Annotated in this window: 26 protein-coding genes, 2 rRNA genes and 1 pseudogene; 19 read left to right on the top strand and 10 right to left on the bottom strand. The window is 38.6% G+C overall.

What is annotated here, in order from left to right:
• The 8 genes from A6749_RS27415 to A6749_RS27385 all read left to right on the top strand — a co-directional run.
• Window positions 1-115 (top strand): 23S ribosomal RNA (locus A6749_RS27415); the annotation flags it as partial.
• 230 nt (window positions 116-345) lie between these two features.
• Window positions 346-462, top strand: a 5S ribosomal RNA gene (gene rrf, locus A6749_RS27410).
• 363 nt (window positions 463-825) lie between these two features.
• Window positions 826-1,836: a DUF3231 family protein gene (locus A6749_RS27405; RefSeq protein WP_084798019.1), complete on the top strand. Its 1,011-nt coding sequence runs from the start codon at window positions 826-828 to the stop codon at window positions 1,834-1,836.
• A 421-nt stretch (window positions 1,837-2,257) separates the two neighbouring features.
• Window positions 2,258-3,439: a sigma-54 interaction domain-containing protein gene (locus tag A6749_RS27400; protein WP_330220460.1), complete on the top strand. Its 1,182-nt coding sequence runs from the start codon at window positions 2,258-2,260 to the stop codon at window positions 3,437-3,439.
• Between the two features lie 42 nt (window positions 3,440-3,481).
• Complete coding sequence (locus A6749_RS29325) at window positions 3,482-3,628, top strand: helix-turn-helix domain-containing protein (RefSeq protein ID WP_330220465.1); 147 nt, start codon at window positions 3,482-3,484, stop codon at window positions 3,626-3,628.
• 220 nt (window positions 3,629-3,848) lie between these two features.
• Window positions 3,849-5,144 (top strand): CitMHS family transporter, encoded by a 1,296-nt coding sequence (locus A6749_RS27395; RefSeq protein WP_066400535.1) that lies wholly within the window; start codon window positions 3,849-3,851, stop codon window positions 5,142-5,144.
• An 18-nt stretch (window positions 5,145-5,162) separates the two neighbouring features.
• Window positions 5,163-6,479 carry an acyclic terpene utilization AtuA family protein gene (locus tag A6749_RS27390; RefSeq protein WP_180321147.1) on the top strand — a complete coding sequence of 439 codons (1,317 nt, stop codon included), beginning with the start codon at window positions 5,163-5,165 and terminating at the stop codon, window positions 6,477-6,479.
• Between the two features lie 4 nt (window positions 6,480-6,483).
• Window positions 6,484-6,801 carry an AtuA-related protein gene (locus A6749_RS27385; protein WP_066400528.1) on the top strand — a complete coding sequence of 106 codons (318 nt, stop codon included), beginning with the start codon at window positions 6,484-6,486 and terminating at the stop codon, window positions 6,799-6,801.
• Between the two features lie 205 nt (window positions 6,802-7,006).
• On the opposite strand, the gene A6749_RS27380 is transcribed toward A6749_RS27385, so the two are convergent.
• Window positions 7,007-7,315: a hypothetical protein gene (locus tag A6749_RS27380; RefSeq protein ID WP_407937542.1), complete on the bottom strand. Its 309-nt coding sequence runs from the start codon at window positions 7,313-7,315 to the stop codon at window positions 7,007-7,009.
• Between the two features lie 710 nt (window positions 7,316-8,025).
• A complete protein-coding gene (locus tag A6749_RS27375) occupies window positions 8,026-8,271 on the bottom strand; it encodes a hypothetical protein (protein WP_066400523.1) in 246 nt (81 codons plus the stop codon).
• Window positions 8,272-8,627: 356 nt separating this feature from the next.
• Here A6749_RS27375 and A6749_RS27370 point away from each other — a divergent pair, with 356 nt between their 5' ends.
• The 6 genes from A6749_RS27370 (at window position 8,628) to A6749_RS27345 (ending at window position 12,804) form a co-directional block, all read left to right on the top strand.
• On the top strand, window positions 8,628-9,050 hold the full coding sequence (locus A6749_RS27370; RefSeq protein ID WP_066400522.1) for a MarR family winged helix-turn-helix transcriptional regulator: 423 nt from the start codon (window positions 8,628-8,630) through the stop codon (window positions 9,048-9,050).
• Window positions 9,051-9,114: 64 nt separating this feature from the next.
• Entirely contained in the window at window positions 9,115-9,513 is a 399-nt protein-coding gene (locus A6749_RS27365) for a DoxX family protein (RefSeq protein ID WP_066400517.1), read from the top strand.
• A 128-nt stretch (window positions 9,514-9,641) separates the two neighbouring features.
• Window positions 9,642-10,580, top strand: coding sequence for a ring-cleaving dioxygenase (locus A6749_RS27360; protein ID WP_066400515.1), 939 nt, complete (start codon window positions 9,642-9,644; stop codon window positions 10,578-10,580).
• A 25-nt stretch (window positions 10,581-10,605) separates the two neighbouring features.
• Window positions 10,606-11,214, top strand: a complete 609-nt coding sequence (locus A6749_RS27355) for a flavin reductase family protein (protein ID WP_066401265.1) — start codon at window positions 10,606-10,608, stop codon at window positions 11,212-11,214.
• Between the two features lie 34 nt (window positions 11,215-11,248).
• Window positions 11,249-12,193, top strand: coding sequence for a ring-cleaving dioxygenase (locus tag A6749_RS27350; protein ID WP_084798018.1), 945 nt, complete (start codon window positions 11,249-11,251; stop codon window positions 12,191-12,193).
• Window positions 12,193-12,804 carry an alpha/beta hydrolase gene (locus A6749_RS27345; protein ID WP_066400513.1) on the top strand — a complete coding sequence of 204 codons (612 nt, stop codon included), beginning with the start codon at window positions 12,193-12,195 and terminating at the stop codon, window positions 12,802-12,804. The genes A6749_RS27350 and A6749_RS27345 overlap by 1 nt, the downstream gene beginning before the upstream one ends.
• A gap of 143 nt (window positions 12,805-12,947) precedes the next feature.
• Here the strand turns inward: A6749_RS27345 and A6749_RS27970 are convergent, their stop codons facing one another.
• Window positions 12,948-13,202, bottom strand: a complete 255-nt coding sequence (locus tag A6749_RS27970; RefSeq protein WP_084798017.1) for a heterocycloanthracin/sonorensin family bacteriocin — start codon at window positions 13,200-13,202, stop codon at window positions 12,948-12,950.
• Window positions 13,203-13,833: 631 nt separating this feature from the next.
• On the bottom strand, window positions 13,834-14,049 hold the full coding sequence (locus A6749_RS27335; RefSeq protein ID WP_066400509.1) for a hypothetical protein: 216 nt from the start codon (window positions 14,047-14,049) through the stop codon (window positions 13,834-13,836).
• A 478-nt stretch (window positions 14,050-14,527) separates the two neighbouring features.
• Between A6749_RS27335 and A6749_RS27330 the strand changes: the two genes are divergently transcribed.
• Window positions 14,528-14,722 carry a YgaP family membrane protein gene (locus A6749_RS27330; RefSeq protein ID WP_066400508.1) on the top strand — a complete coding sequence of 65 codons (195 nt, stop codon included), beginning with the start codon at window positions 14,528-14,530 and terminating at the stop codon, window positions 14,720-14,722.
• A gap of 107 nt (window positions 14,723-14,829) precedes the next feature.
• On the opposite strand, the gene A6749_RS27325 is transcribed toward A6749_RS27330, so the two are convergent.
• Both A6749_RS27325 and A6749_RS27320 read right to left on the bottom strand, forming a co-directional pair.
• The gene (locus A6749_RS27325) at window positions 14,830-16,368 is read right to left on the bottom strand and encodes an ABC-F family ATP-binding cassette domain-containing protein (protein WP_066400507.1); all 1,539 of its coding nucleotides are present in this window, start codon (window positions 16,366-16,368) and stop codon (window positions 14,830-14,832) included.
• A gap of 458 nt (window positions 16,369-16,826) precedes the next feature.
• Window positions 16,827-17,585, bottom strand: coding sequence for an SDR family NAD(P)-dependent oxidoreductase (locus A6749_RS27320; protein ID WP_066400505.1), 759 nt, complete (start codon window positions 17,583-17,585; stop codon window positions 16,827-16,829).
• 154 nt (window positions 17,586-17,739) lie between these two features.
• On the opposite strand from A6749_RS27320, the gene A6749_RS27315 reads away from it, so the two are divergent.
• A complete protein-coding gene (locus tag A6749_RS27315; protein ID WP_066400503.1) occupies window positions 17,740-18,990 on the top strand; it encodes a helix-turn-helix domain-containing protein in 1,251 nt (416 codons plus the stop codon).
• 287 nt (window positions 18,991-19,277) lie between these two features.
• Here the strand turns inward: A6749_RS27315 and A6749_RS27310 are convergent, their stop codons facing one another.
• From A6749_RS27310 to A6749_RS29235, 4 genes are all read right to left on the bottom strand, one after another.
• A complete protein-coding gene (locus tag A6749_RS27310; RefSeq protein ID WP_066400501.1) occupies window positions 19,278-20,507 on the bottom strand; it encodes a cytochrome P450 in 1,230 nt (409 codons plus the stop codon).
• A gap of 297 nt (window positions 20,508-20,804) precedes the next feature.
• Window positions 20,805-21,020 (bottom strand): aspartyl-phosphate phosphatase Spo0E family protein, encoded by a 216-nt coding sequence (locus A6749_RS27305; RefSeq protein WP_084798016.1) that lies wholly within the window; start codon window positions 21,018-21,020, stop codon window positions 20,805-20,807.
• Window positions 21,021-21,224: 204 nt separating this feature from the next.
• Entirely contained in the window at window positions 21,225-21,596 is a 372-nt protein-coding gene (locus tag A6749_RS27300; RefSeq protein WP_066400497.1) for a hypothetical protein, read from the bottom strand.
• Between the two features lie 140 nt (window positions 21,597-21,736).
• Window positions 21,737-21,865 (bottom strand): hypothetical protein, encoded by a 129-nt coding sequence (locus A6749_RS29235; protein ID WP_269085720.1) that lies wholly within the window; start codon window positions 21,863-21,865, stop codon window positions 21,737-21,739.
• 239 nt (window positions 21,866-22,104) lie between these two features.
• On the opposite strand from A6749_RS29235, the gene fdhF reads away from it, so the two are divergent.
• From fdhF to A6749_RS27965, 3 genes and pseudogenes are all read left to right on the top strand, one after another.
• A complete protein-coding gene (gene fdhF / locus A6749_RS27295) occupies window positions 22,105-25,065 on the top strand; it encodes a formate dehydrogenase subunit alpha (protein ID WP_269085719.1) in 2,961 nt (986 codons plus the stop codon).
• Window positions 25,058-25,600, top strand: a complete 543-nt coding sequence (locus A6749_RS27290) for a helical membrane plugin domain-containing protein (RefSeq protein WP_066400495.1) — start codon at window positions 25,058-25,060, stop codon at window positions 25,598-25,600. Before fdhF ends, A6749_RS27290 begins: the two co-directional genes overlap by 8 nt.
• 180 nt (window positions 25,601-25,780) lie before the next feature.
• Window positions 25,781-26,095: pseudogene (locus tag A6749_RS27965) on the top strand (formate dehydrogenase accessory sulfurtransferase FdhD); the annotation flags it as partial.
• Window positions 26,096-26,461 lie beyond the last annotated feature (366 nt).

Here is a 26,461-nt window from a genome sequence, read left to right as displayed (position 1 = left end):
TCCCATAGCGTCAAGCTAGTAAGATCCCTGAAAGATGATCAGGTTGATAGGTCAGAGGTGGAAGCATGGTGACATGTGGAGCTGACTGATACTAATCGATCGAGGACTTAACCAAAATCGAAAAGCGGAAGCGGCCGGTTAGCAACGTATGGCCTGGAGGGCTTTGACTGAGATAAAGGAAACACGAGGAGCGCAAGCGAATCGATGTTGACTTATCGCAGGGAGAAGACCGAAGGAAACTAGTTGCTGGACGCTGGAGCTAGACAATAATGATTAGCGAGCTCATTCTTACCAATCTTCTTCTGTATTATCTAGTTTTGAGGGAATGAACCTCAAATTTTATAGTCCGGCGGTGATGGCGAGAAGGTCACACCCGTTCCCATACCGAACACGGAAGTTAAGCTTCTCAGCGCCGATGGTAGTTGGGGCAAGCGCCCCTGTGAGAGTAGGACGCTGCCGGGCAAAAAAAGACAATCTGAATGGATTGTCTTTTTTGTTTTTAACTATGTAATTAAGAAACGTTTTAAAACTACCCGAAATAGCAGTAGAGAACTAATTCGCACAAATATCAGCATTATATGGGTTCATATAACTTTTCCTTTTCCACAACAACCCGTTCTTTTCGTACAGTTTATCAATACAATCCTTTCCTATGCTTTCCACGAAAATTGATATATAAAATGCCATTCATGATAACTCTTAAACGGTTCATACTAAACATCATAAATATTTATATTAGATGAAAGACCCTATTAATTGGAATAAAATTCTCCCCTTAAAACAAACTAACACTAATATTAAATTAGTGTAATGGAGGAGAAAAGATTGCAGGTTAAAGAACCTTTATGTTCATCCGAAATAGGATCACTTTGGCTAACGTATCAACAAAAAACAATGATTCAAAGAATTTTAGAATACTTTCTAGAAAGAGCGGATGACCAGGAAGCTAAAAATATTATCGGTATGTTGTGGCAGGAATTGGATTTTTATGTAGAGATGATTAAGGGAATTTTTGAAAATGAAGGTGTGGTCATTCCGAAAGGATTTACAAAAGAAGATGTGAATTTAGATGCTCCCCCATTATTTGAAAATGGGTTCGACATTATGCTTACTCGATTATTAAAAGAGGTAAGTTTGGGTATGTACTCCATTAATCTAAATATGGCATATAGAGCGGATGTAATGACTGTTTATGAAGGGTTGACAATGGTTTCTTATAAAATTTATAAATTGTCTACCTTATATTTACTGAAAAAAGGGATTTTAACCCGGCCGCCTATCATAACACCGCCTAAAAGAACGGAATTTATTGAAAGTAAAAAATACATGAAAGGATTTAAACCATTTGGTGAAAAAAGGGCATTAAACGCGATTGAGTTAGGTATTCTTCATCATGGAATTGAAACGAATAATCTCGGAATGCAGCTTATTACTGGATTTGCCCAAAGCGCAAAGAACAAAGAGGCAAGACAATATTTTGAAAAAGGAAAAGAACTTGCCAAAAAGCATATAAAAACATTTCAAGATTTACTCTTAGAAAATGATATTCAGTTTTCGGCAACTTCTGGAAGCACGGTAACAAATTCAACGGTTGCCCCATTTTCCGACAGACTTATGATGTTTTTCATTGACTTACTAAATGGATTTAGCATTGTGGGAGAAAGCTTCGGAACATTTTTCACATTAAGAAATGATCTATCCCTAAAAATAATGTTACTAGCCAAGGATGTTTATTTATACGGTCAAGAAGGGCTCGAAATAATGTTTAAAAATGGATGGTACGAAGAACCGCCGCAATCGGAAGATCGAGATCAATTAATAAATCAAACGGAATAATCAAGGTCTTCAGGCAGATACTAACAGTAGTGTTACAATTAACACTAAATTTCAATGTGGAGGAGACTGATATGAATATTTTTCATGGCTTATTATCGGCTTTCATTACTATGGTAATAAAAGCGACTTTCTTTTTTAACAGAGTGGATGTTAAATTAAAATCTTTGTTAAGAATGCCATCTTTAACATAAGCATTGGGGAGTTCATAAAGGATCCATTTAATTCACATGGTTAAAAAAAGGTAAGCATTTTATCGTGCTTGCCTTTTTTATATGAAGGGTTACAAGGTAGTTGAATACAGTTAAAGGTTGACCGACACCATTATACCATATAGATAAAGGATTCACATTTTGGAATATTCAGTTATTATATATTTTAAGACAATCTTTTTATTATTACATATAAATAAGGAGCTGGTTGAATGCAAAGGGAAAATAAAAAGATCGGCTGGCTGGAAGGAATTATTGAAGCAGTTCATGATGGTATTCTTGTGATAGACCGGGATGGTATTGTTCAATTAATAAATGAAGAATATACAAACATAACAGGTGTAAAAAGAGAGCAAATTATAGGAAGAACCTTAGTTGAGGTACGGCCCGGCGCGCAGCTGCCTACTGTTTTAAAAACCGGAAAAGTGATGGAAGGTGTATTTCGAAAAGAAAAGGATATGGAATATGTTGTTGATATGGCTCCAATCTATGAAAATAGTGAAATCATTGGGGCAGTATCCATTTGCAAAAGTATCCCAGAGCTTTATGAATTGTCAAAGGAATTGAGAAAGAGTAAACAAAGGGTAAACCAATTAGAGAAAGCGGTTGGTCTGATTCATCGAGCAAGGTATACTTTTTCAGATATAATTGGAGGCAATACTCATTTAAAAAAATTGATTTATCAAGCAAAAAAGATATCTACATCAAATCTTAGTATTTTGATAACTGGTGAATCGGGCACCGGAAAAGAGTTGTTTGCACAAGCGATTCACCAGGAAAGTACGAGAAATGCGCAGACATTTGTACCTGTAAATTGTGCAGCAATCCCAAGTGCCCTTTTGGAAAGTGAATTATTCGGATACGAAGAGGGGGCCTTTACCAATTCAAAAAATGAAGGCAAAATTGGCTTGTTTGAACTTGCCAATAAAGGAACTCTCTTTCTAGATGAAATCGGGGACATGCCGCTTGATCTTCAGGCAAAGCTATTACGGGTTTTACAGGAGGGGACGTTTCGCAAGATTGGTGGATTAAAAGAACAACAGATTGATGTACGGATCATAGCCGCAACAAACAAAGATTTATTAAATATGGTCCAAAGGGAACGTTTCCGAGAAGATCTTTACTACCGGATTAACACTGTTCATCTCCCGATCCCGTCACTTCGGCAGCGAAAGGACGATATTCCAGAAATTGTCGCCTCTATTATTCGAAATCAAAAACACATTAGAGAATTTCAAATAGAAGAAGATGTCATCAATATCCTTATGGAATATGATTGGCCAGGTAATATTCGTGAGTTAAAAAATACAATCAATTACGCGGTGAATATGACTGACAATGACAGCATTACATATGAACATCTACCGGAAACAATTAAAGTTCTTTTTTTATAAAATAAAACGAAGCTAAATCCCCCTCAATCTTTAGAAGCGCTTATTAAAGAAACAGAAAGAAAAGCGATAATGGATACACTTAAGGAAACAGGGGTATCAGTTAAAGGCAAAAAGGAAGCTGCAAATAAATTAGGGATTTCTTTAGCCTCTTTATATAATAAATTGGCAAAATTGCAGATCAATCTATAGATTTCTAAATATTTAGAATGTGGGGAAATAATTCTAAAATTTTAGAAATCATTGCTGATTCACGGTATAAATATCAATTTGGGAAAATATGTTTCTTTATTATTAGAAATAAATCGCTCTTTTTCGTTAAAAAGCCTTATTAAATAAGGCTTTTTAAAGTTGGCACAATTATTGCATTTATAATTGTAAGCGTTTTAATAAATGACAAAGGGGGCTTTTTATGTTAGCTTTACTTGGTTTTTTGACCATCGCCATCTTCTTGTATTTGATTCTATCGAAACGGGTTTCCGTCATCGTTGCCTTGATTTTGGTACCTGTCATCCTTGGCTTGTTCACGAGTGATAGGGGAAAACTTGGACAAATGATTTTAGAAGGGGTATCTGGGGTTGCCCCTACAGGGATCATGCTGGCTTTTGCCATTTTGTATTTTGGTTTAATGAATAATGCAGGTTTATTTGATCCGATTATTTCGCGGGTATTAAAACTGGTAAAAGGCGATCCATTAAAAATTGTGATTGGTACAGCAATTATAGCGATGGTTACCCATCTGGACGGTTCAGGGGCTTCAACTTTCCTCATTACCATCCCTGCGCTGCTACCACTTTATGATCGGTTAGGGATGAGCCGGCTTGTTCTGGCTGGGGTCGTTGCATTAGGTGCAGGAACGATGAATATTGTTCCGTGGGGAGGCCCTACTGCCCGTGCAGCCAGTGCTCTGGGAGTAGATGCCAATGATTTGTTTACTCCTGTAGTGCCTGCAATGATTGTCGGACTTATCTGGGTGTTATTTTCCAGTTATATCCTAGGAAAAAGAGAACGAAAACGATTAGGTGTACAAGAGCTCGACTATAATTTTAACCAGGAACTTAGTGAAGCAGAAATGAAATTAAGGAGACCAAAATTATTTTGGTTCAACGTAATTCTCACACTTATTACTCTTATTGCCCTCGTAAAAGTATGGCTTCCGCTGCCAATTGTCTTTATGGTTGCATTCGCTATCGCCTTGATCGTGAACTATCCAAATCCAAAGGAACAGCAGGAGCGAATCACAGATCAAGCAACGGGAGTCATTACGGTTGTGTCCATTATATTTGCTGCAGGCGTTTTTACGGGTGTCCTTTCCGGTACAGGGATGATTGAAGCCATGGCAAAGTCACTTGTCAGCGTAATTCCAGATAGTGCAGGCTCCTTTATGGCATTAATTGTGGCCATTACCAGTATGCCGCTTAGTCTCGTCTTTACTCCGGATGCCTATTATTTTGGTGTTCTCCCGATTTTGAGTGAAACAGCCAATGCCTATGGGATAGCCCCGGTTGAAATTGGCCGTGCTGCTATATTAGGGCAAATGACAACTGGTTTTCCATTAAGTCCTTTGACAGCTTCAACTTTCCTGTTAATCGGATTAGCTGGAGTAGAGCTTGGGGACCATCAGCGGTTTATTTTTAAATGGGCATTTGGAACAACCATTATAATGACTATCGTTGCATTTATAACAGGAGCTATAACTCTATTCTAAAAAATCATTCTACGAGGAGTGTTCACCTTGCTGCGAATTGGAACTGGTGCCGGCTTTGCTGGTGATCGTCTTGAACCGGCTCAAGCTTTAGTCGAAGAGGCCAATCTCGACTATTTAATTTTAGAGGGATTAGCAGAACGCACGATTGCTCTTTCCCAAAAACAAAAAAGAAAGAATCCTAATCTTGGATATAATGAATATCTCGAGGAGCGCATTCGCATTTTGCTTCCTGCTTTAATAAAAAATAATGTTCGTTTGATAACCAATATGGGGGCAGCAAACGCAATCAGTGCTGCCCAAAAAATAACGGAAATTGCAGGAGATATGGGCTTGGCTTGTAAAGTTGCATCGGTTACAGGAGACGATGTGCTAGAAAACTTAAACCGTGAAGTGAGCGCTTTAGAATCAGGCATAAATCTTCGGGAATATGAACCGATCCTTTCTGCGAATGCCTATCTAGGGATTGATGCACTGCTTCCTGCATTGTCTTCAGATGCCAATATTATCGTGACAGGCCGTGCTGCTGATCCATCCCTTTTCCTTGCACCCATAGTGCATCATTATAATTGGAATGTTGAAGATTTTGATTTAATGGGTCAAGGAACATTAATTGGGCATTTATTGGAATGTGCAGGACAAATTACAGGTGGTTATTTCGCCGATCCTGGATATAAGGATGTTGAAGGACTTGCCAATTTGGGATTTCCATTTGCCATCGTTGAGCCAAATGGAAGTGCTGTCATAACGAAACTTCCGAATACAGGAGGGATGGTAAGTCTGCAATCAGTAAAAGAACAGTTACTATACGAAGTCCACGACCCTGAAAATTATTATACGCCAGACTGTGTTGCAAATTTTTCAACGGCTAAGCTAAAAGAAATCGATATGGATCAAATCTTAGTATATGGGGCTACTGGAAAACAAAAGCCAGATACTATGAAAGTTTCCGTCGGTTATCATGCAGGTTATCTAGGAGAAGGTGAAATATCGTATGCTGGGTCAACAGCATTAGCAAGAGGTGAATTAGCAGAACAAATTTTAAAAGAAAGATTAAAACCAAATTATCCAGAACTTCGAACCGATTTGATCGGGGTATCCTCGCTGCACCATGGTCAATTTGGCAGCCATAGTCCTTATGAGGTCCGGGTTCGGGCGGCTGCACTTTGTAAGGGGGAAGAAGAAGCAAGAAGAATCGGCCATGAGGTTGAAGCATTGTATACGAACGGTCCTGCGGCCGGCGGCGGTGTTAGAAAAAGGGTGGAAGAAGTTATAGGAATTGTCTCAACTTTAATCGAACGAAAAGAGATAGCAATCAATACGCATGTATGGGAGTGATAGTATGAGTACAGTTAAACTAATAGACATAGCACACAGCCGCACGGGGGATAAGGGTGACACATTGAACATCTCGTTAATTCCATACAATGAGGCGGATTATGAATGGTTAGGTGAAAAGGTTTCCCCTCAAAAGGTGAAGGAGCATCTTAAGAATATTGTGAAGGGGAAGGTAACAAGGTATGACCTTCCAAATATTAAAGCCTATAATTTTGTATGCGAACAAAGCTTAATGGGAGGGGTTACCACATCGCTAGCCATTGATACCCATGGAAAAAGCATCAGCTCGGCATTATTGGAAATGGAGATTGAAAAAGAATAAAAGTTCCAGGAATCTCCTATTAATTAGGAGATTCCTGGAACTTTTTAAGTTAACAAGAAACTGTTGGATTATGGAAATAATGATTATCAAACTGTTTTAGAACGCATAGAAACTCCAATTAAGTCATAAAAAAACTTTTATGGCTATTTTTATATCCTTTTAAAAAAGAAAAAACGTCAACAGACGATACCCCGGAATCAAAAGATCATTGTTTGTACTCTGCATTATAAGAATTATTACCGGAGTGAACAGATAAAAGTGTATCAGCGTACCCGACAAGACGGTTCACGATCTCGTCTGCCACAGCATACACAAGGTGGTGTAATTCGTTATTGTGTAATTTAGGATCATCAAAAATGATGGTCGTGTTAATAAAGATATGTTTTGTGTCATAAAGGTTATAGTGAATAATAGTTTTTCCGGCAGCTCCACCCGTTACAGGGTCCTTATAGCTTGGCAAAAATATATACCATTCCTCTGCAGTAGGGGAGCGGAAGTTTTTCGTAAAAGTCATTCCTTTTATTTCTGTATCAATCTTTTTCTTTATATCTTCATTTAGGACCTCAATAATATTATCTTTCAAAAAAAATCCTTCTTTCCAGAGAACTATTTTGTAAACTAAAACCAGCATAAGTATTATTTTTCAAATATTTGTGTATTCAATAGACAAGTGCGCTTTTTCATTTTTAATAACGGGTATGTGCCAAGTAGCCCCGTTCAAGTGCCTTGTTGACTTATTTCACATTTGGTAGTATTTGCAAAATGCAGCAAAGTACTCAATTTTTACATTCATTTTTCTAGATCTCTTGGATACTCATATGTTGTTCGAACTGGATGGTGCAATGCCTTGCTAAGATGAGGAGCTTAAATGAAAATTCTTATTTCAGGGCTGCCTGCTGAGGTAGCTCCTTTTGATTTTACAACAAGTTTTTCGGTTTGATGAAAAAAGGGGGAAGGAGGGTAACCAAAAGAAATGGAATCTGCCAGGGTAGGTAATGAGCAGTGGATGTGAGGGGGAGAATCTCTTATCCTCCCAAGTCATCAAGCGTTTGTGAAATCGAAGCTTGCAGGTACAATGTTTTATAAAGGAAAGTTACCCTCCCACAGGTACCTTTACTTTCATATTGGCTTTTTCGGATATTGTAAGAATCTCTAGTACGGATTATAAGTATACCTGCGGACAGAGGGATTTTTATTTTTAAAGAAAAAGTATGTTGTCTCCTTTTATACATTTCCTCCACCGCCAATGATTGGTTTGAAGTCTTGGTCAAAGATCTGCCCGTCGATTGCTCCATTAATCGTACTTGCATTATTTGTAATTACATTCTTTATACCATAACTACCACCAATGTTTAGATTATACGCTCTGTTAGCGTCCATTCCATTTATAACAGTTTCTCCAATGTTGATAGCTGCATTGGGTTGGGGAGAGTTTACATTAATACTTCCTATTTTTATAATTGAAGGCAAGACTTTTTATCCTCCTATCTTGCTTTATATTAACAAATAGTAATCTACTATTTATTCAAGCTATTACTAATATGTATATCAATTCAGGACAAGTTTTGTCAGGGGCAAACATCATTAATAAGGATAAAATCAACGTTTTCCTTAGAAATACACCAAGCCCTACTAACTCAATAGTGGCATTTTCAGCCAGTATCCCCATTTCCAAAGTACCCCGAATGGCAGTTATCGAAAAAACTAGTGTGACAAAAAATCGATCTACCCAAAATAAAAAAGGATATTGACAAAAGAATTTATAAGTATTATCATTATCTCATATTCAAGATATTTTAATTCGAGATATTAAGGAGGTGAAATTAATGGAGAGGACATGCAATAACCTGCCTTTTCTACTGTTAATGCAAACATCTAAAGCCATTCATGACCGAATAAAGGATGAAATGACAAAATATAAGGTAAGTATTACGGAATTTTCTGTTTTAGAGGTACTTTATCAAAAAGGGAGGCAAACCATCCAACAAATTGGTAATTGCATCTTGATCTCAAGTGGATCAATGACCTATGTTATAGATAAGCTAGAACAAAGAGGTTTATTAAGCCGCAATGCCTGTCCAGATGACCGCCGAGTGATACATGTGACATTAACTGATGATGGAAATCAATTGATTAACGATATAATGCCGAAATATCATGAATTCGTTAATCATATGTTTGACTCATTAGATTCTAATGAGACCGAGACAATAGTACAGCTTTTGAAAAAAGTAAGGAATAAAATTTAAATATACATTTTTTTTGAACGAATATTTCGAATTCGAGATAAATAACATTTAGGAGGAACTTAAGATGATAAATATTGGTTTATTAATCATTCGTTTGGTAATTGGAGTATTGTTTATCGGGCATGGTGCTCAAAAATTATTTGGTTGGTTCGGTGGCTACGGATTAAAAGGAACTGGTGGATGGTTTGAATCCATTGGAGTGAAACCAGGAGTAACCATGGCTCTTTTCGCTGGGTTAGCTGAATTTATTGGTGGTTTAATGTTTGCTTTAGGACTATTAACCCCGCTTGCAGGAATTTTGATTGCAGGGACTATGGCCATGGCGATTGTAAAGGTTCATGCTCCGAACGGATTATGGGCAACATCAAATGGCTACGAATATAACTTAACTTTGCTTGCAGTTGCTATTGGTATAGCCTTAATCGGTCCTGGTCAATATGCTTTAGATTCATTTATTTTCTAAAATATCTCGAATTAAGGATTTTAAGTTAAAAGTATTGTCATTAGAATTTAATTAATTCGTTAGGAAAAAAATAATGTATCACGTTTATTTAAATAATTGGTTTTTAAATAAAAAAGGTGGGTTTAAAAATGAGTAAGAAAATATTGGGCATTCACCATATCACTGCAATTGTCGGTCATCCGCAGGAAAATGTAGATTTTTACGCCGGAGTTTTAGGGTTGCGTTTAGTTAAACAAACCGTAAATTTTGATGATCCAGGTACCTATCACCTTTATTTCGGTAATGAAGGCGGAAAACCAGGAACTATTATTACATTCTTTCCGTGGGAAGGTGCTCGTCAAGGAATCATTGGAGACGGTCAAGTAGGAGTCACATCTTATGTTGTTCCAAAAGGGGCTATGGAATTTTGGAAAAAAAGACTTGAAAAATTCAATGTACCTTTTACAATCATGGAACGCTTTGGAGAGCAGTATTTGGAATTTGATGATCCTCATGGGCTTCATCTTGAAATCGTGGAAAGAGAAGAAGGGGAAATCAATACATGGACTTTTGGTGAGGTAAAGCCTGAAGTTGCTATCAAGGGTTTTGGCGGAGCAACGCTTTTATCTGCCCAGCCTAATAAGACAGCTGAGTTGTTAGAAAAAGTAATGGGACTTGAATTAGTTAGTAAAGAAGGGGATTTAGCACGTTTCAGTTCCACTGCAGATATTGGAAATATTATCGATGTTAAATTAACTCCTATTGGACGTGGACAAATGGGTGTAGGCACTGTTCACCATATTGCATGGCGTGCTAAAGATGACGAAGATCAACTTGATTGGAAGCGGATTGTAGAACGCAATGGATATGGTGTCACACCTGTTCAGGATAGAAACTACTTTAATGCTATTTACTTTAGAGAGCATGGAGAAATCCTATTTGAAATTGCCACTGATCCTCCAGGATTTGCTCATGATGAATCACAAGAGACAATGGGTGAAAAATTGATGTTACCTGAACGATATGAACAATATAGAGGGCAAATTGAACGAGGTTTGATACCTATTAAAGTAAGCACACTTGACTAATTTTTTAGAAAAAGGAATGATTTCTTTGCTGTCAATTGATCCAAAATCAATGTCTGAAAGAGAAAATTATAAATTTCTAATTGGTAGCATCATCCCTAGACCAATTGCTTTCGTCACATCAATTTCAGAAGATGGTGTTTTGAACGGTGCCCCATTTAGTTATTTTAATATCGTGTCATCCAATCCCCCGCTGATTTCATTATCTATTCAACGCTCAGCGGGGAGACAAAAGGATACAGCAAGAAACATCATCGAGTCCAAAGAGTTTGTTGTTCATATTGTGGATGAACAAAATGTAGAAAAGATCAATAAAACAGCGGCAAACCTTCCTCCAAACGAGAGTGAGATTGACTTAGCTAACTTAACTCCAGTTCAAAGTGTAAAAATTTCAGTTCCTGGGGTTAAGGAGGCAAAAATTCGAATGGAGTGCTCATTAGAGCAATCCATAGAATTGGGAGGTTTGGATACTCCTGGGTGTGATCTAATCATAGGAAAAGTTGTTCAATTTCATATCGAAAGAGACATTTATGAAAATGGAAGAATTGATCCAAGGGGATTGGCAGCTGTAAGCCGATTGGCTGGAATTAATTACGCCAAAATTGGTGAGATTTTTGAAATGGATAGACCTAAATAGTTACACATTCCATGGTCGAATAGGAGGGTAAAAAGTGCAAAAAACTTCTGGTATTCATCATATCTCAGCAATGGTAAATGATGCTCAACGAAATATAGACTTTTATGCTGGAGTACTAGGTTTAAGGCTTGTTAAAAAAACAATCAATTTTGACCGTCCAGAAGTGTACCATCTTTATTTTGGAAATGAAATGGGGCAACCAGGAACTGTGATTACGTTTTTTCCATGGGCTAAACAGCTAAAAGGTCGAATTGGAACAGGTCAGGTTGGTGTGACCAGTTATGTTATACCAAAGGGTTCTGTTCCATTTTGGGAAAATCGATTGCGTAATTTTGGAGTTGAATTTGCTACTTCTATTCGATTTGGTCAAACATATATAAAATTTAACGACCCTGACGGACTCCAACTTGAATTAACAGAACGAGATGAAGGAGCATTGAATACTTGGAACTTCGGGGGAGTTCAAGAAGAGAATGCTATTAAAGGTTTTGGCGGTGCTGTTCTGTATTCTGCACAGCCACATAAGACAACGGAGGTTCTAGAAAATATTTTAGGGTTAGAATGCATTGGTCAGGAAAATGAATTCTTAAGATTTAAATCTGAAGGAAACATTGGAAACACCATTGATATTCACTTAAAGCCTTCAGTCCGAGGGCTAATGGGAGCAGGAACGGTTCACCATATAGCTTGGAGAGCCAAGGATGAGGAAGACCATCAAAGGTGGAGATCACTCCTTCTCGAAAAAGGGTATTATCCTACTGAGATTCTCGATCGAAACTATTTCAAAGCTCTATATTTTCATGAAGAAGGGGGAATCCTCTTCGAAATAGCGACCGACCCACCAGGTTTTACAGTCGATGAACCTGCCGGTGAACTTGGAGAAAAACTCATGCTGCCGGCTTGGCTAGAGTCACAAAGAGAAGAATTAGAAGATTTTTTGCCTCCTGTGGAGGTTCGAGTTTTGGAGGGGGATAAGTAATGAAACATATATTCAATAAAGGACAAGATTCAACAAAACCAACATTATTATTGCTTCATGGTACTGGTGGTAATGAATTAGACCTTCTTCCTCTTGCAGGGAGAATTGATGATGAGGCTTCTGTCTTAAGCGTTCGAGGAAATGTTTTAGAAAATGGAATGCCTCGATTCTTCAGAAGATTAGCTGAAGGAGTCTTTGATGAAGAGGACCTTATTTTTCGAACAAAAGAATTAAATGAGTTTCTTGATGTAGCAGCCGATAAGTATGGTTTCGACCGAGATCATATTATTGCCATTGGGTACTCAAATGGGGCGAATATAGCTGCAAGTTTATTGTTCCACTATCAAAACGCTATAAAGGGTGCAATTCTCCATCATCCAATGGTACCGAGAAAAGGAATGGATCTTCCAGATTTGTCAGGTAAGTCTGTATTTATTGCTGCTGGAACAAATGATCCAATCTGTTCGCCAATGGAATCTGCTGAATTACAGTCTTTACTAGAAAAGGCTAATGCGAGTGTAGAACTTCATTGGGAAGATAGAGGTCATCAATTGACTTCCACAGAAGTTGAGGCTGCGGCAAGCTGGTATCGAAAGTTAATGATCAAATAAAGAATTTTAAAAGTGCACCACAGTTAGCTATTGAGGGAAATCCAGTTTATAAAGCTCTGGGCAGATAAGTTGAAAAGGGAGCATTAACTTTCACAGAGAATATAGGAATGCCCCTGCGAAGAACTAGCAGGGGTACATTCTTTTTATATAAAACCGAAACCAATCCCGAAACAACCTCCACATCCGAATCCTCCACATCCGAATCCACCGCATCCAAAACCGCCAAATCCAAAACCACCACATCCAAAACCACCACATCCAAAACCACCACATCCAAATCCTCCAAATAGGCGAGAATCGTTTAGATATTGTCGACTGTAAGGATTGATTGGAAGTACCTCACCAACTTGGTAAGGGTCCATGCCCAACATTTGTAATTGATGATTAAAATTTTGCATGTGTACCTCCCCTTAATCTTATTTTATTTTAACTAAATAGCCTTACTACCTGATGTGAGAGTAAATTGAAGGAATTTATCAGTTTTGTTTAAGGGACACCAGAGACAACGTGTACTCTCATCAACAAATTATGATTCATATTAGGTCGCTGTTACTGATTGAGACGCCTATTTTCTTTTTATCGTGAAAGTCTCATTGTAAAGAATTGCACTTTAACTATAGGGAGGTTGAGTATAACAAAGAGACGGAGCTGTGACTCTTTTTCTTGTTGCATTAAAGGGAAGGATAGTAGAAGAATGTTTGTTGACTCTAGTTAGAGATACTTGATAATATAGTTGCATGAAATTGTATATAAAAGGATGACTGTCATGAAAAAAGCAGTGAAAGAAGCCTCCTAAGATAAAATTAATTATATAAGGAGGCGAATTCCGAAATAGAGTAGGTAGTTAATGTAAATATTTGGTCTAATTTTATAGAATTAAAAGTGTTTATCTATAGGGGGATCTTATGAATTCTTTGGAGATATTTATTTTGATTCTTATTGCACTTAATGTATCAGTTTATTTGTTGGCAAAGAAAAATTGACTATCTATATACAACAGCTTGAAACGGACATTTTCTTAGATAGCCCTCATAATAACCGACTTAAGAACGGATTGATATTCATACTTTTTTCGATAATTTGCTGTTTTAGTATCTGTTCAAATTCCTCTACGTTTCCGTTTTTATCAATAAGGTCTAAAACTTCCTCTTCTATTCTAACTACCGTTTGATGTTGAAGGCGTTCATTCTCGTATTTAATGGAAATATTTAAATCCCTAAGAACATCCCTTGATGTCCTTTGCATAACAACCATCCCCCATAGTTAGATTTTCATTGGGCTTAGTTTATCCGTTGTTTCTTTAATCATGTAACTATAAAAAAAGAAGTCACTGGACTTCTTTACTTTATTAATTTCAACAATTACACAAGTCTTCAACAGAGTTCAACTTCAAGTATTTTAATGAAAATTGCACGAACTAGGTCCTATCATTTGATTAAGTTTTAAGTAATGATCTTCAACAATCGAGTGCGTTTATTTAGAAACGCGTCTTTTTTATATTAAAGGAATCAGATTGTTGTAGAAGGAATTTCAGTGAAAAGGGAGAATTAAAAGGACGGAGAAAATAAACAAATGGAAATTAGAAATGTTTATACTTAAAATGGCAAATTCAAATTTCAAAATATTATTGAGTATTCCTTTTATTAAAAGAGTACAAAATAATCATGGAGTAAAAAACATCCTGAATCATATAACCGTCTAAAAATTTTTTAGGAGAGATTAAATGAAATGTAATGTTGGGAAAACCGAGCAAGCAATAAGAATTGGGATTGGTTTTGTTATTATACTAGTTGGACTTTATTTCAGAAGCTGGTGGGGAATAATTGGATTAGCTCCCATCATTACTGGTGCTACCCGCTATTGTCCAGCGAATGCTATCCTGGGAATTCAGAATTGCAAAGTTGAAAATAAACACTGAAGCATAGTTGTAACGAAAAGATGGGGATGGAGGATTTGTTCCACAATGAAAAAAGCCCCTTACTTCTAAGGGACTTTTATCTGTTTAATATATGAAAAAACGGAGCTTTACTTTACGACGTCCTCAATATTTAGAGAACGGTCTGCCCACTTTTGATAAAATTTTTCTTCATGAGAAACGAGTAAGACACTGCCTTTAAACTGAACGATTGCATTTTGTAAAGCTTCTTTTGTTTCTGCATCTAAATGATTGGTTGGTTCATCCAAGATGAGAAAATTGCAAGGCGAAAGAAGGAGCAGGCATAATTTCACCTTTGATTGTTCACCACCACTTAGTGTCCCAATTGCTTGTGAAGTATGGGTATTCTTCACACCACATTGAGCCAATCGAGTTCGAATTTCCTTCACACCCAACTTGGGATGAAAATCTGAGATTATTTGGATTGGTGTTTTTGTGTCATCTTTCCATATTAAATCTTGCTCGAAATATCCAATCTTTACTGATTCCGAAAACCGAAAGCTACCTGCTACAGCAGAAATGCGTTGAACCAGTGTTTTTAGCAATGTGGACTTTCCGATTCCATTAAAGCCTGTTATCACAAGCTTTTCCCCTCCTAAAACAGAGAAATTTAATTTTGGCAAGAGGGGTTCACCATAACCAACCTCAAGGTCATGTACCTTAAGAGCTATCTGTGCGGAAAGTGGGATTTCCTGAAAGATAAAAGTCGGCTTAGTAGTAAAGGTTGGTGGAGCCAATCGTTCCATCCGCTCGAGCTGTTTCCGGCGTCCTTGAGCCATCTTGCTATTCACTCCAGCAATATTTCTTCGAATATATTCCTCTGTTTTTTCAATCTTTTTTTGTTGAGCATCATATTGACGAATATAATCCGCTCGCAAATGCTCTTTTTGACGAAGAAAATCTGAGTATTTCCCCGTATACTTTTTGATTGTTCCAAACTCGATATCACAGATGCAGGATGATATTTTTTCAAGAAAATCGAAATCATGAGAAACAACGATATAAGCACCATCGAATCCGGTTAAGTAGCTTGCTAACCAGTCCACATGTTCTTTATCGAGAAAATTTGTTGGCTCATCCAACAATAATACATGGGGCTTTTCAAGCAATAGCTTGCCAAGAATTACTTTTGCTCTCTGGCCGCCGCTCAACTCCTGAATGGGGCGTTCAATGCCTATTGCATGAATTCCTAAGCCATAAACCACTTTATCGATGAGGCTTTCAATTGAATAAAATTCACTTGCTTCAAGCTTCTCCTGAAAGTTTGCTGCTTGGTCCATGAGATCATAATTACCTGTAATTGCCATTTCCTGATAGATATCATTCAGTTTTTTTTCTAATTCAAATAAATGGGCAAATGCTGTTTTCAAATAGGCGATGATAGTGCTGGTTCCATTGATTTCAACATATTGGTCCAGATGGCCAATCCGAATATCCCTTTGCCATTTAATCATTCCTTTATCCGGAATGATTTCTCCCATCAATATTTTTATAAGGGTGCTTTTTCCGGCACCGTTTTGTCCAACAATTCCCATATGTTCCCCATTGTATAAATCAAAACTTGCTTCATCATATAGAATTTTGTCTATAAAACTGTGGGTTAGATTTCTGACTTCAAGTAAACTCATCATAATTCCTCTTTTCCTTAAAATAAAAAAAGCAAAGAGACTGCGTCTTAAAAGACGCAAGCTCTTTGCTTTGGTGGTTTTGCTGCATCGAAAGATCCAACAAATACTATTTCAATTTGGTGAAAGCTTATTGAAATATCCAAAACAAAGGGCCAGAGACAAAGCATTGTCTCTAGCCCTTTAATCAATTATTCATCGGCAAATAGTCATACACAAATAAGCATAGTCATACTACACTTTTTTAGTAAGCTATTTGCCGATGAATAGGGGAAGCATTAGGCTTCCTGATTAAGCTCCGCACAATGCTTCATCGTATACATTTGCACGGAGCTAAGTTTTCTAATATAAATTCTATGCTGGGTATTCATCATTGAAAGCACCTTCTTTACCATTTATACTATTATAACATCACAAGAATGGACTCAGAAATGATGACCACTAAATAATGTTTCAATCGCTTATAGAGTTAAACCACCATCTACAAGTGCAATGGAACCAGTCATATAGCTTGCTTTATCTGATGCTAAGAAAGCCACCATTTCAGCAAGTTCATTCGGATCAGCATAACGACCCATTCTCATATTTGAAATCTCGTCTGGAACATATCCGCCTTTTTCAAACTGCTCAGCAACACTAGCAGTTAAGGCTGTTTGAACACCGCCAGGGCAAAGCGCATTAATTCGGATTCCTTTTTTAGCATATTCTAATGCAGCACCTTTTGTTAAACCGATAACTGCATGCTTGCTGGCAGAATATACAGCTACACTATGCTCAGGACGAATTCCTGCAGTAGAAGCCGTGTTAATAATCGATCCGCTTCCTTGCTCTTCCATGACTTTCAGGACATACTTCAATCCAAGGAATACTCCTTTTACATTGATGGACATAATTCGGTCAAATTCGGTTTCTTCCACTGTAGTAAAAGGTGCGAACTTTTGAATAACACCTGCATTATTGAAAAATATATCAATACGGCCATATGTTTCGACTGCTTTATTAACATAGTTTTGCACATCTTCACTTTTCGATACATCGGCCTGAACGAAGATGCCTTCACCACCTTGCTCATTCACAAGCTTTAACGTTTCTTCCCCTGTCTCTTTATTAAAATCTACTAAGACAACGGTTGCTCCGTTGCTAGCAAGTTTCAAACTGCTTGCTCTTCCAATGCCACTTCCTGCACCAGTAATAACGGCAACTTTATTTGCTAATTCCATGTTCATTTCCCCTTCGTTTAAGATGTCTTACATCACCTATTTTATTGCTGACAAAGAATGAAATATTGTATTATTCTACGGTTAATAGTATTTTTTTATTGTAAAAAACAAACAATGTAACCGATTTAAAAAACGGATGGAGTAGATGAAATAGATGGAAATATCCACGGAGGATTTACAATATATATGTCAGCTTATTTCGCAAGTTCATGGACTACCAGTTTATTATGTCAATGGATTTGGTGAGTTCGAGTACGAATTTTCAAGAAGTGACTTACGGAGTAATCCCTATTATGTTCCATTTAAAGAGCAAATCAGTGTATATACGTATAAAGAGGATCCGAGTGAGTTTCCTATCTTTTTTTCAAATTCAAATTTGAATTTTTTCTTTGTGAATCTTAAAAAATCGACCTATTTTTTAGGCACTATTATTGTAGGACCTGCCCTTGAAACCGAAATAACGGATGAAAATATTACAAAGATCATGGATGCTTTTAAAGGTAACATCAATAAAAGAAATCTTATTGAATATTATCAAGCCGTCCCCATTATGGACCATCAACAGCTGCTATCGATTAGTTTAATGGTTTATTATTTGATTTATCGTAAAACGTTAGATAGTACGTTTGTCCTAGAAAACAATAAAGCATCAGACCTCGTTGTCATACAATCAGAGAATTTAGATCTCGAGCTTTCAAAAGGGAGAAGGAATTTCATTTTTCATTCCAATCTTTCGTATGAACGGGTATTGCTTGATTATGTCAAAAACGGACGGATCGATAAATTAAAGGATATCTTCGATTACTCAATTGTCGGTGAGGCAGAATTAGGTTTATTATCGAGACGGAATCGCTTACGAAGTGAAAAAAATTTAATGATAACGGGCATTGCCCTTGTTTGCAGAGCTGCCATTGAAGGGGGATTAAATGAGGAAACGGCCTTTACTTTAAGTGATTATTATATTCAACAAATTGAGGAATTAGGAAACTTAAAGGCGATATTGAGATTAACGGAAGATGCCATAAGCGATTTTACCGATCGTGTTCACGGATTAAATATAGAAAAATATTCTGCCCCCATAACTGCTTGTAGACATTATATTTACAACCATCTTTATGGAGACATTACACTGGAACAGCTTGCAGAAATGTGTCGATTAAGCCCCAATTACTTATCATCGCTTTTTAAAAAAGAAGTGGGTATTCCTATAAGTGAATATATTCAACAACAAAGAGTAGACGAAGCAAAAAAGCTGTTGGCTTTAACAAATTATTCGATTTCAGACATCAGCACCTGGTTGAATTTCAATGATCAAAGTTATTTTATAAAAGTATTTAAAAAATACACAGGCTTAACCCCTAGGCAGTTTAGAAATGATCATTCTTCACATCATCCATCGACATGACGGGATGAAAATGAATTGTATAAGTAAGTGGAAAGGAAAATAGTGGCGAGATTATCCGACTGTATAATTTTTCTTTATATCAGTGAAAGTGGTGGCATAGTACATAAACGATTAATAAGGTTCTTATAAGACTTATATCCTTCTTACATAGACTAGCATCATTACCAAAATGGGTAATGGTGCCAGTCACATAGTTACTTAGAAATCTCTAACGAAGCCCGTGCCAACTGCTACCCTCATTCTATTGAAAGCAGGGCTGGCCCTGGCCCAATAACATTTTAAAACTACTATTTATAGATCCTCACCGGCAGATGTACCAAGGTTTGGCCAACGGCTGCATCCGTCAGATTGCTTTCCAGGTCAAACGCCTCAACCGGTTCAATACTCGTAATTTTTTGCAGGAATGCTGTTAGTACGATGTTCAATTCTAATCTTGCAAGAGGGGCGCCAAGGCAAAAATGCGGCCCATTCCCAAAGGTTAAATGTTTCTTATTATTTGCACGATGGATATTGAGTTCAAAAGGATTTTCAAACATGCTCTCATCGAAGTTGGCAGCACTCATCCATGCAATGACAACATCACCTTTTTTCATTTCAACACCCAAGAGGTTGGTATCCTGTTTAACGGTCCGCTCTCTTTTGGAATTGTGAAACCGGTAACGGAGCATTTCCTCCACGGTTTTCGGAACGAGTTCTAAATCGTTTCGTAATGTACCATATAAGCTCTGATCATCATATAGAAGGGAATAGAACATGCCGGACAGCATATGTCCAGTTGTTTCCACGCCTGCACCTAATAGAAGCATGGTGGTCCTTACGATTTCATCATCGGTGAATCGCTCTCCATCAATCTCCGCTTTCAATAAATCGGAAATGATATCATCAGAAGGATTCGCCCGTTTTTCAACGACAAGTGGGTAAAGGTATTGGTAATACTCTAAGGCTGCCTGCTGTTTTTTTCGGTCAAGCTCTTCCTGTTTTTCTTTCACGATTGGTTGAAATAGGATATCCACCCATTGTTTATACATCATGACATCCTTTGAAGGGACACCGATTAGGTCTGCCATGACCATCCCAGGTAAAGGCCCAGTCAAAGCCTCTACGATATCGATTGTGTTACCCGGCTCGATGTCATCGATAAGCTGCTCGGCAATTTGCTGGATCCGCGGCACCCAGCTTTTTAAGCTGCGAGGAGTAAACGCTGCAGAAAGAAGGGAGCGTCTTTTTTTATGTAAGGGAGGATCGGCAAATATCAAATTTATCTTATCTGGCATCTGTCCTTCAGTATTATTTGCCCCAACAGCAATACTTGTTCTTGCGTTTACGCTTGAAAAAACGTCATGGTTGCTCAATACCTCTTTAACGTCCTGATATCTGAAAACATTCCACGTATCTGTTTCTTCGTGATAAAATACCGGGTTCTCCAGCATCTTTTTGTACCATTCTAATGGAAAAAACTCTTCAGACCTCGAAGTAAATTTTGTTATGTCCTGTAACAAAATAAGCTCTGTAGACATTTCTTGCACCTCCATCAAACTTACTTAGACGTCTAAATTATAATAGATGGGAATTTGTGGTTCAATCCTTTTTCTGGAATTCTATACCAATTACCTATTTGGAAATTTAAGGGGTAAGGATATTATCATGGTGAGAATAGGAGAAAGTGCCTAACGGTAAAAATAACAGCTAACCCATAAAAGAGGCAGGTAAGCTTAAACAAAGGCTGCACTGGTGAAAGGTGCAAGCCACATGAGAAGAGCTTAAAAAGGAAGCCAGCAGCCATTTTTAAAAAAAGGGGGATCCGTGATGATGCTCTATTTTTCGTGTAATAATTTTTCATATTCGTTTAAAAGTTTGTTTAAAGCCTGACTCAATGCTAAAACTTCATCATCAAGAAAATCTAAATTTTTTTTGCTAGCAGTACGAACCATTTCTTCACGAAGGAGATTAATTTTATTCCAAAGCTCTTTCTCTTTATCAAGTTTTTCATTCATGTTAGCACCAACTTTAGGGTCATCAATTCTAAACATTATCCAGTATTAGAATATGTAAGATTTTTATGTATTAAACATGAAAGATTGTAATCAGTGAAAATGGAGTTATTGGAGGCAATATCCGGCATCCCGAAAAATGGTTTTTAAAAAAAAAATAGAGCGAAGCTTAGCAGTTCTTAAAGACCTGCAGAGGCTTCGCTGCGCTGTTTACGGGTGCTATTACAGCCCTAGTAAAGTGTTCTAAGGTCTTTGCGGGGAATTTCTATTTCCTTTTGGTTTTGGCTTCTGGGCTGCTATTTCCTTTTTAATCTCCATAATCTGACGGTTTATTTTTTTTAATTCCTCGTGAATGAATGTCAACTCTGTTTTCTCTTGTTTCTCTTGAACTCCAGGTGCATTACTCGGCGAATTTTGCTGATATTGACCAAGGTCTTTCACAGAATCCATTAATGAATCATTTTGGAGAAGATTGGTTGCCATTCTCATAATAGAGCTCATATCAATGGTATTTTCATTTTTGACAAGATTGTTTGCGAGTTTCGTGATGGCTTCTCGCTGGTCGGAGGAATCCATTTTTTGATTGTTATTTTTACCTTTATTATGATTGGTCATGATAAAACCACCTTTCCTATTTTCTTATTCTTTTTTCACTACCGTTAAAAAAGCCCGATAGATTATTTAAAAATAATCTATCGGGGCTTATGACTCTATTTAAAAGGAGCTCCTAGATAGATAAAGCTTGTCCACTTTAATTACGGACAACCTAAGGTTGCGCAAATAGCAGCTAAAATCGGAGCTTGGTTAACGCCAAGTAAACTTGCTAAAAGCAGGGCAACTAATAAAACAACAACGACAAGAAATGTGGCTACGTTGAAAGGCATTTTTATTCCTCCTTTCTATCTAGAAGTCTATAAGAGACTCTTACAAGAACATCATATGTAAAAATGGTGGACAAGCTTACGCTTATAACTATATACATAGAAAAATAGGCAGCCTATTTATTAAGTTTTATGAAAATAATGATGACTTCTCATAAAAACCAGCAAATAAGGTTTTGATATTTTCCCAATTGGGGTACTAAAAAAAGAGACTACTAATCTGATAGGAAGGGTGATGACATTTGAAAAATAACATCGTCATTACGATGAACGGCAAGGAAGTGGAGACAGCGGAAGGCCAGACGGTTTTGCAATACCTGAACAACAGCTCCATTGAAGTGCCGCAGGTGTGCTATCATCCCAGCCTCGGACCGATAGAAACCTGTGACACGTGTATTGTCGAGGTAAATGGAGAGCTTGTCCGCTCCTGCTCGACCCCATTAAAGGAAGGGGATGTCATCGATACGACGGGCTCGCTGGTAAAAAAAGCGCAAACAACTGCGATGGACAATATTCTTCATAACCATGAATTGTATTGTACGGTTTGTGATTATAACAATGGCGGCTGTGAAATACATAACACCGTAAAGGAAATGCGCATCAATCATCAAAGTATTCCATGGGAGCAGAAGCCGTACCATACGGATATGTCCAACCCTTTTTACCGATATGATCCTGACCAGTGTATTTTATGCGGCCGCTGTGTCGAGGCTTGTCAGGATGTACAGGTGACGGAAACGCTGAGAATCGATTGGGACAGGGAACGCCCGCGGGTAATTTGGGATAACGATGTCCCAATCAATGAATCCTCCTGTGTATCATGCGGCCATTGTTCCACTGTTTGTCCTTGTAATGCGATGATGGAAAAAGGAATGCTTGGAGAGGCCGGGTATCTGACCGGGATTGAAAAAGGGACGCTCCGTTCGATGATTGAATTGACCAAAGGAGTAGAGACAGGTTATGGTTCGATCCTCACCGTTTCGGATATGGAATCCGCGATGCGCGAGGCAAGAGTGAAACGGACGAAAACGGTTTGTACGTTCTGCGGCGTTGGCTGCAGCTTCGACGTCTGGACAAAAGGACGGAAAATTTTAAAGGTGGAGCCAAATACGAAAGCCCCTGCCAATGGCATTTCCACCTGTGTCAAAGGGAAATTTGGATGGGATTTTGTGAACAGTGAAGAACGGTTAAGCAAGCCATTAATCAGGGAAGGCGGCAGCTTCCGGGAAGCAGAATGGGACGAGGCACTGGAATTGATTGCGAAACGATTTAATGAGATTCGCATCCAGAGCGGGCCACAATCGATGGGCTTTATTACTTCTTCGAAATGTACCAATGAAGAATCGTATTTAATGCAGAAATTGGCCCGCCAGGTGATTGGTACAAACAACGTTGATAACTGTTCCCGTTACTGCCAAACTCCGGCAACGGTCGGATTGCACCGCACGGTAGGCTACGGCGGCGATGCGGGTTCGATTCAGGATATCGCCAAAGCCGGTTTGGTGATCATTGTCGGTTCTAATACCGCGGAAGCACACCCTGTGTTAGCAACAAGGGTCAAGCGCGCCCACAAGCTCCGCGGGCAAAAATTGATAGTCGCTGATTTGCGCGAGCATGAGATGGCTGCCCGAGCGGACTTGTTCATTCATCCAAAGGCCGGGTCTGATTTAGTGTGGATCTCCGCGCTGACCAAATACATCATTGATATGGGCTGGGCAGATGAAGAGTTTATCGCAAAAAATGTCAATGGCTTCAAGGAATTCCAGGAAAGCCTGGCTCCTTATACGCTTGGGTATGCCGAAGAGGTAACCGGTATTTCCAAAGAGACGCTGATTCAAATCGCGGAAATGATTTATAAGGCTGACGGAACGGCAATTCTTTGGGCGATGGGCGTTACCCAGCATCTCGGGGGAAGTGATACAAGTACGGCCATTTCCAACCTATTACTTGTGACAGGCAATTACGGGCGGCCAGGTGCAGGAGCTTATCCACTGCGAGGCCATAATAACGTCCAAGGTGCAGGGGACATGGGCAGTGCACCGGAGAATTTCCCGGGATATCAGCGGGTAGACGATCCGGAAGCTGTGGAAAAATTCGAAAAAGCATGGGGTGTGAAGCTTTCACAAGAGGTTGGCATTAACAATCACGACATGATTGAAGGGATTCACGAAGGGACAGTGAAAGCGTTATACATCAAGGGGGAAGAAATGGGATTAGTCGATTCCAACATCAACCATGTGCATGCCGCCTTTGAAAAGCTCGATTTCTTTGTCGTTCAGGATATGTTCCTCTCCCGGACAGCGCAGTTTGCTGATGTGGTGCTGCCGGCAAGTCCAAGCCTCGAAAAAGAAGGAACCTTTACCAACACGGAACGGCGCATCCAAAGGCTGTATCAAGTATTTGAACCACTTGGGGATTCCAAGCCGGACTGGGAGATTATCCAGTTGGTCGCGAACAGACTTGGGGCTGGCTGGAATTATCAGCATCCAAGTGACATCATGGCAGAAGCGGCGATGCTGATGCCGATTTATGCCGGTGTCAGCTATGAACGGCTGGAGGACTACAACAGCCAGCAATGGCCGGTGCAGCCAGATGGAGCCGATACGCCGCTCCTTTACAAAGATGGTTTCCCTATGCAGGACGGAAAAGCAAAGCTATACCCCGTTCAATGGACAAAGCCGCTTGATTTTGATGAACAATATGATATTCATCTGAACAACGGCCGGATCTTAGAGCATTTTCATGAAGGGAATCTTACCTACAAATCAAAAGGAATCGCCGAAAAAACACCAGAGGCTTTCCTCGAGGTCTCGCCGGAGCTTGCTGAAGAGCGCGGGATTCGAAACGGAACGCTTGTCCGCCTGACATCCCCGTTCGGTAATGTCAAAGTGAAATGTACGATTACCGACCGAGTAAAAAGAAAGGAAGTGTATCTCCCTATGAATGACGCAGGAGACGGAGCCGTCAACTTCCTGACAAGCAGTGCAGCCGATAAAGATACGGATACACCAGCTTACAAGGATACCCGCGTCAAACTCGAAATCTTACAGCAAGAGGGAATTAATCCACTGCCAAAAATCAACTTCCGTCATGGACATCCACTGCCGCAGATCGGCGTTCAGGTGCAGAAAAAATGGGCCAGAAAGGATTATATTTTCCCAGGGGATCTTGTAAAGGAAAGGGAGCGGTCGAAAAATGGCTAAAGCAATCAAGCAAATCCAGCACATGAGGATATCAGAAGACGATCAGCGGAAAAAGGACTTACGGGAAATAGAAGATTCATTGTTGAAGAATAAGGAAGCTCTGTTAGATACATTGGATATGGTGAAACATATGCATGATCGAGGAATCATTTCGTTGCTAGGCGGACTATTTGCGGAAGGTGACAAGGTCCTGCAAATCTTGATTAAAAAGGCAGACACAAAGGAAACAGCGAACACATTAAAGAACCTGATGCTCATGGCGGGAATCCTCGGCACATTAAACGTGAAGCAGCTTGAACCAATTCTCCTCAAGCTGAATGCCGGAATCGCTAAAGTTTCGGAAAGCAAGGATGAAGATGATAAGATGGGTTATTTTGATATCGTGAGGTCCTTGAAGGATCCTGAAATTAACCGTTCGTTTGCCTTTCTGTTTGAATTTCTGAAGGGGATGGGAAGCGAAACAAGCCATTTAGAACGGACCACCCAGTTACCGGAACATCAGGCGCACCATGCCAATGACGACCACTATTTATAAGGTTGTGTAGATTGTGTCCCTATGAAAAACCAAGGCTCTTCTCTAAAAAAATGTGGCTTTCTTGATTCGCTAATAGAACTCTAAAAATCGCTAATAGAATCCTTAAAATCGCTAATAGGACATTGAAATTCGCTAATAGAACACAGAAATCCATTCATGCAGTGCGTTTTTTTTCTGAAATCGAGATCGGATATTGGCCGGCATAATGCTCTTGATAAACTTTATGGCTACTGTTTGATTCATCGTATTTCCTTAAGTGATAAAATCCTTGTGTTCAGCGGCAGAATCTCATCGGAAGTCCTGCTAAAAGCCACAGGCATCATTCTCTCCAAATCTGCTCCTACTAATCTAGCATTAAGTTTAGCAGAGGAGCTGGGCATAACCGCAGTTGGGTTTATCAGAGGAAAAGAGTTTAATTTATATACTCATCAGGAACGGATACGGGGATTTGAAGAGCATTGCCATTCATATCCATCTTGTTACGATTGTTTCTAAAAAATTGGAGTTCAGTTAATCTTGGGTATATTACTTTTGCTTATAATGAATCCCGATGACAAGAATCTACTATTGCATTAGACCGTATGGTGTTAAAGCACCGACGGTTTTTTATTATTAGCAGTTTTCTGCAAATACTTTAAACTAATCACGTTGTCAGGAAAGGAAAGTGTTTGTACTATTTGGATAATAGTGGCATTTACTTAGGAAGATAGTAACTTTTCCAAACAAATGGTCATCAGATGACCATTCCTTAATAAAATAATAAACATAACAAAAGAAGGGAGATGAGGTAAGTGGGTACTTGGATCCTTGAAGGCGTTTTTAATTTAAAAAGGGACTGAGCATTTGGTTATAAAAACAGTA

Origin of the sequence: Neobacillus mesonae (assembly GCF_001636315.1) — a bacterium.
GTDB classification, from domain to species: domain Bacteria; phylum Bacillota; class Bacilli; order Bacillales; family Cytobacillaceae; genus Neobacillus; species Neobacillus mesonae.
This window is presented reverse-complemented; position numbering and strand designations above follow the sequence as displayed.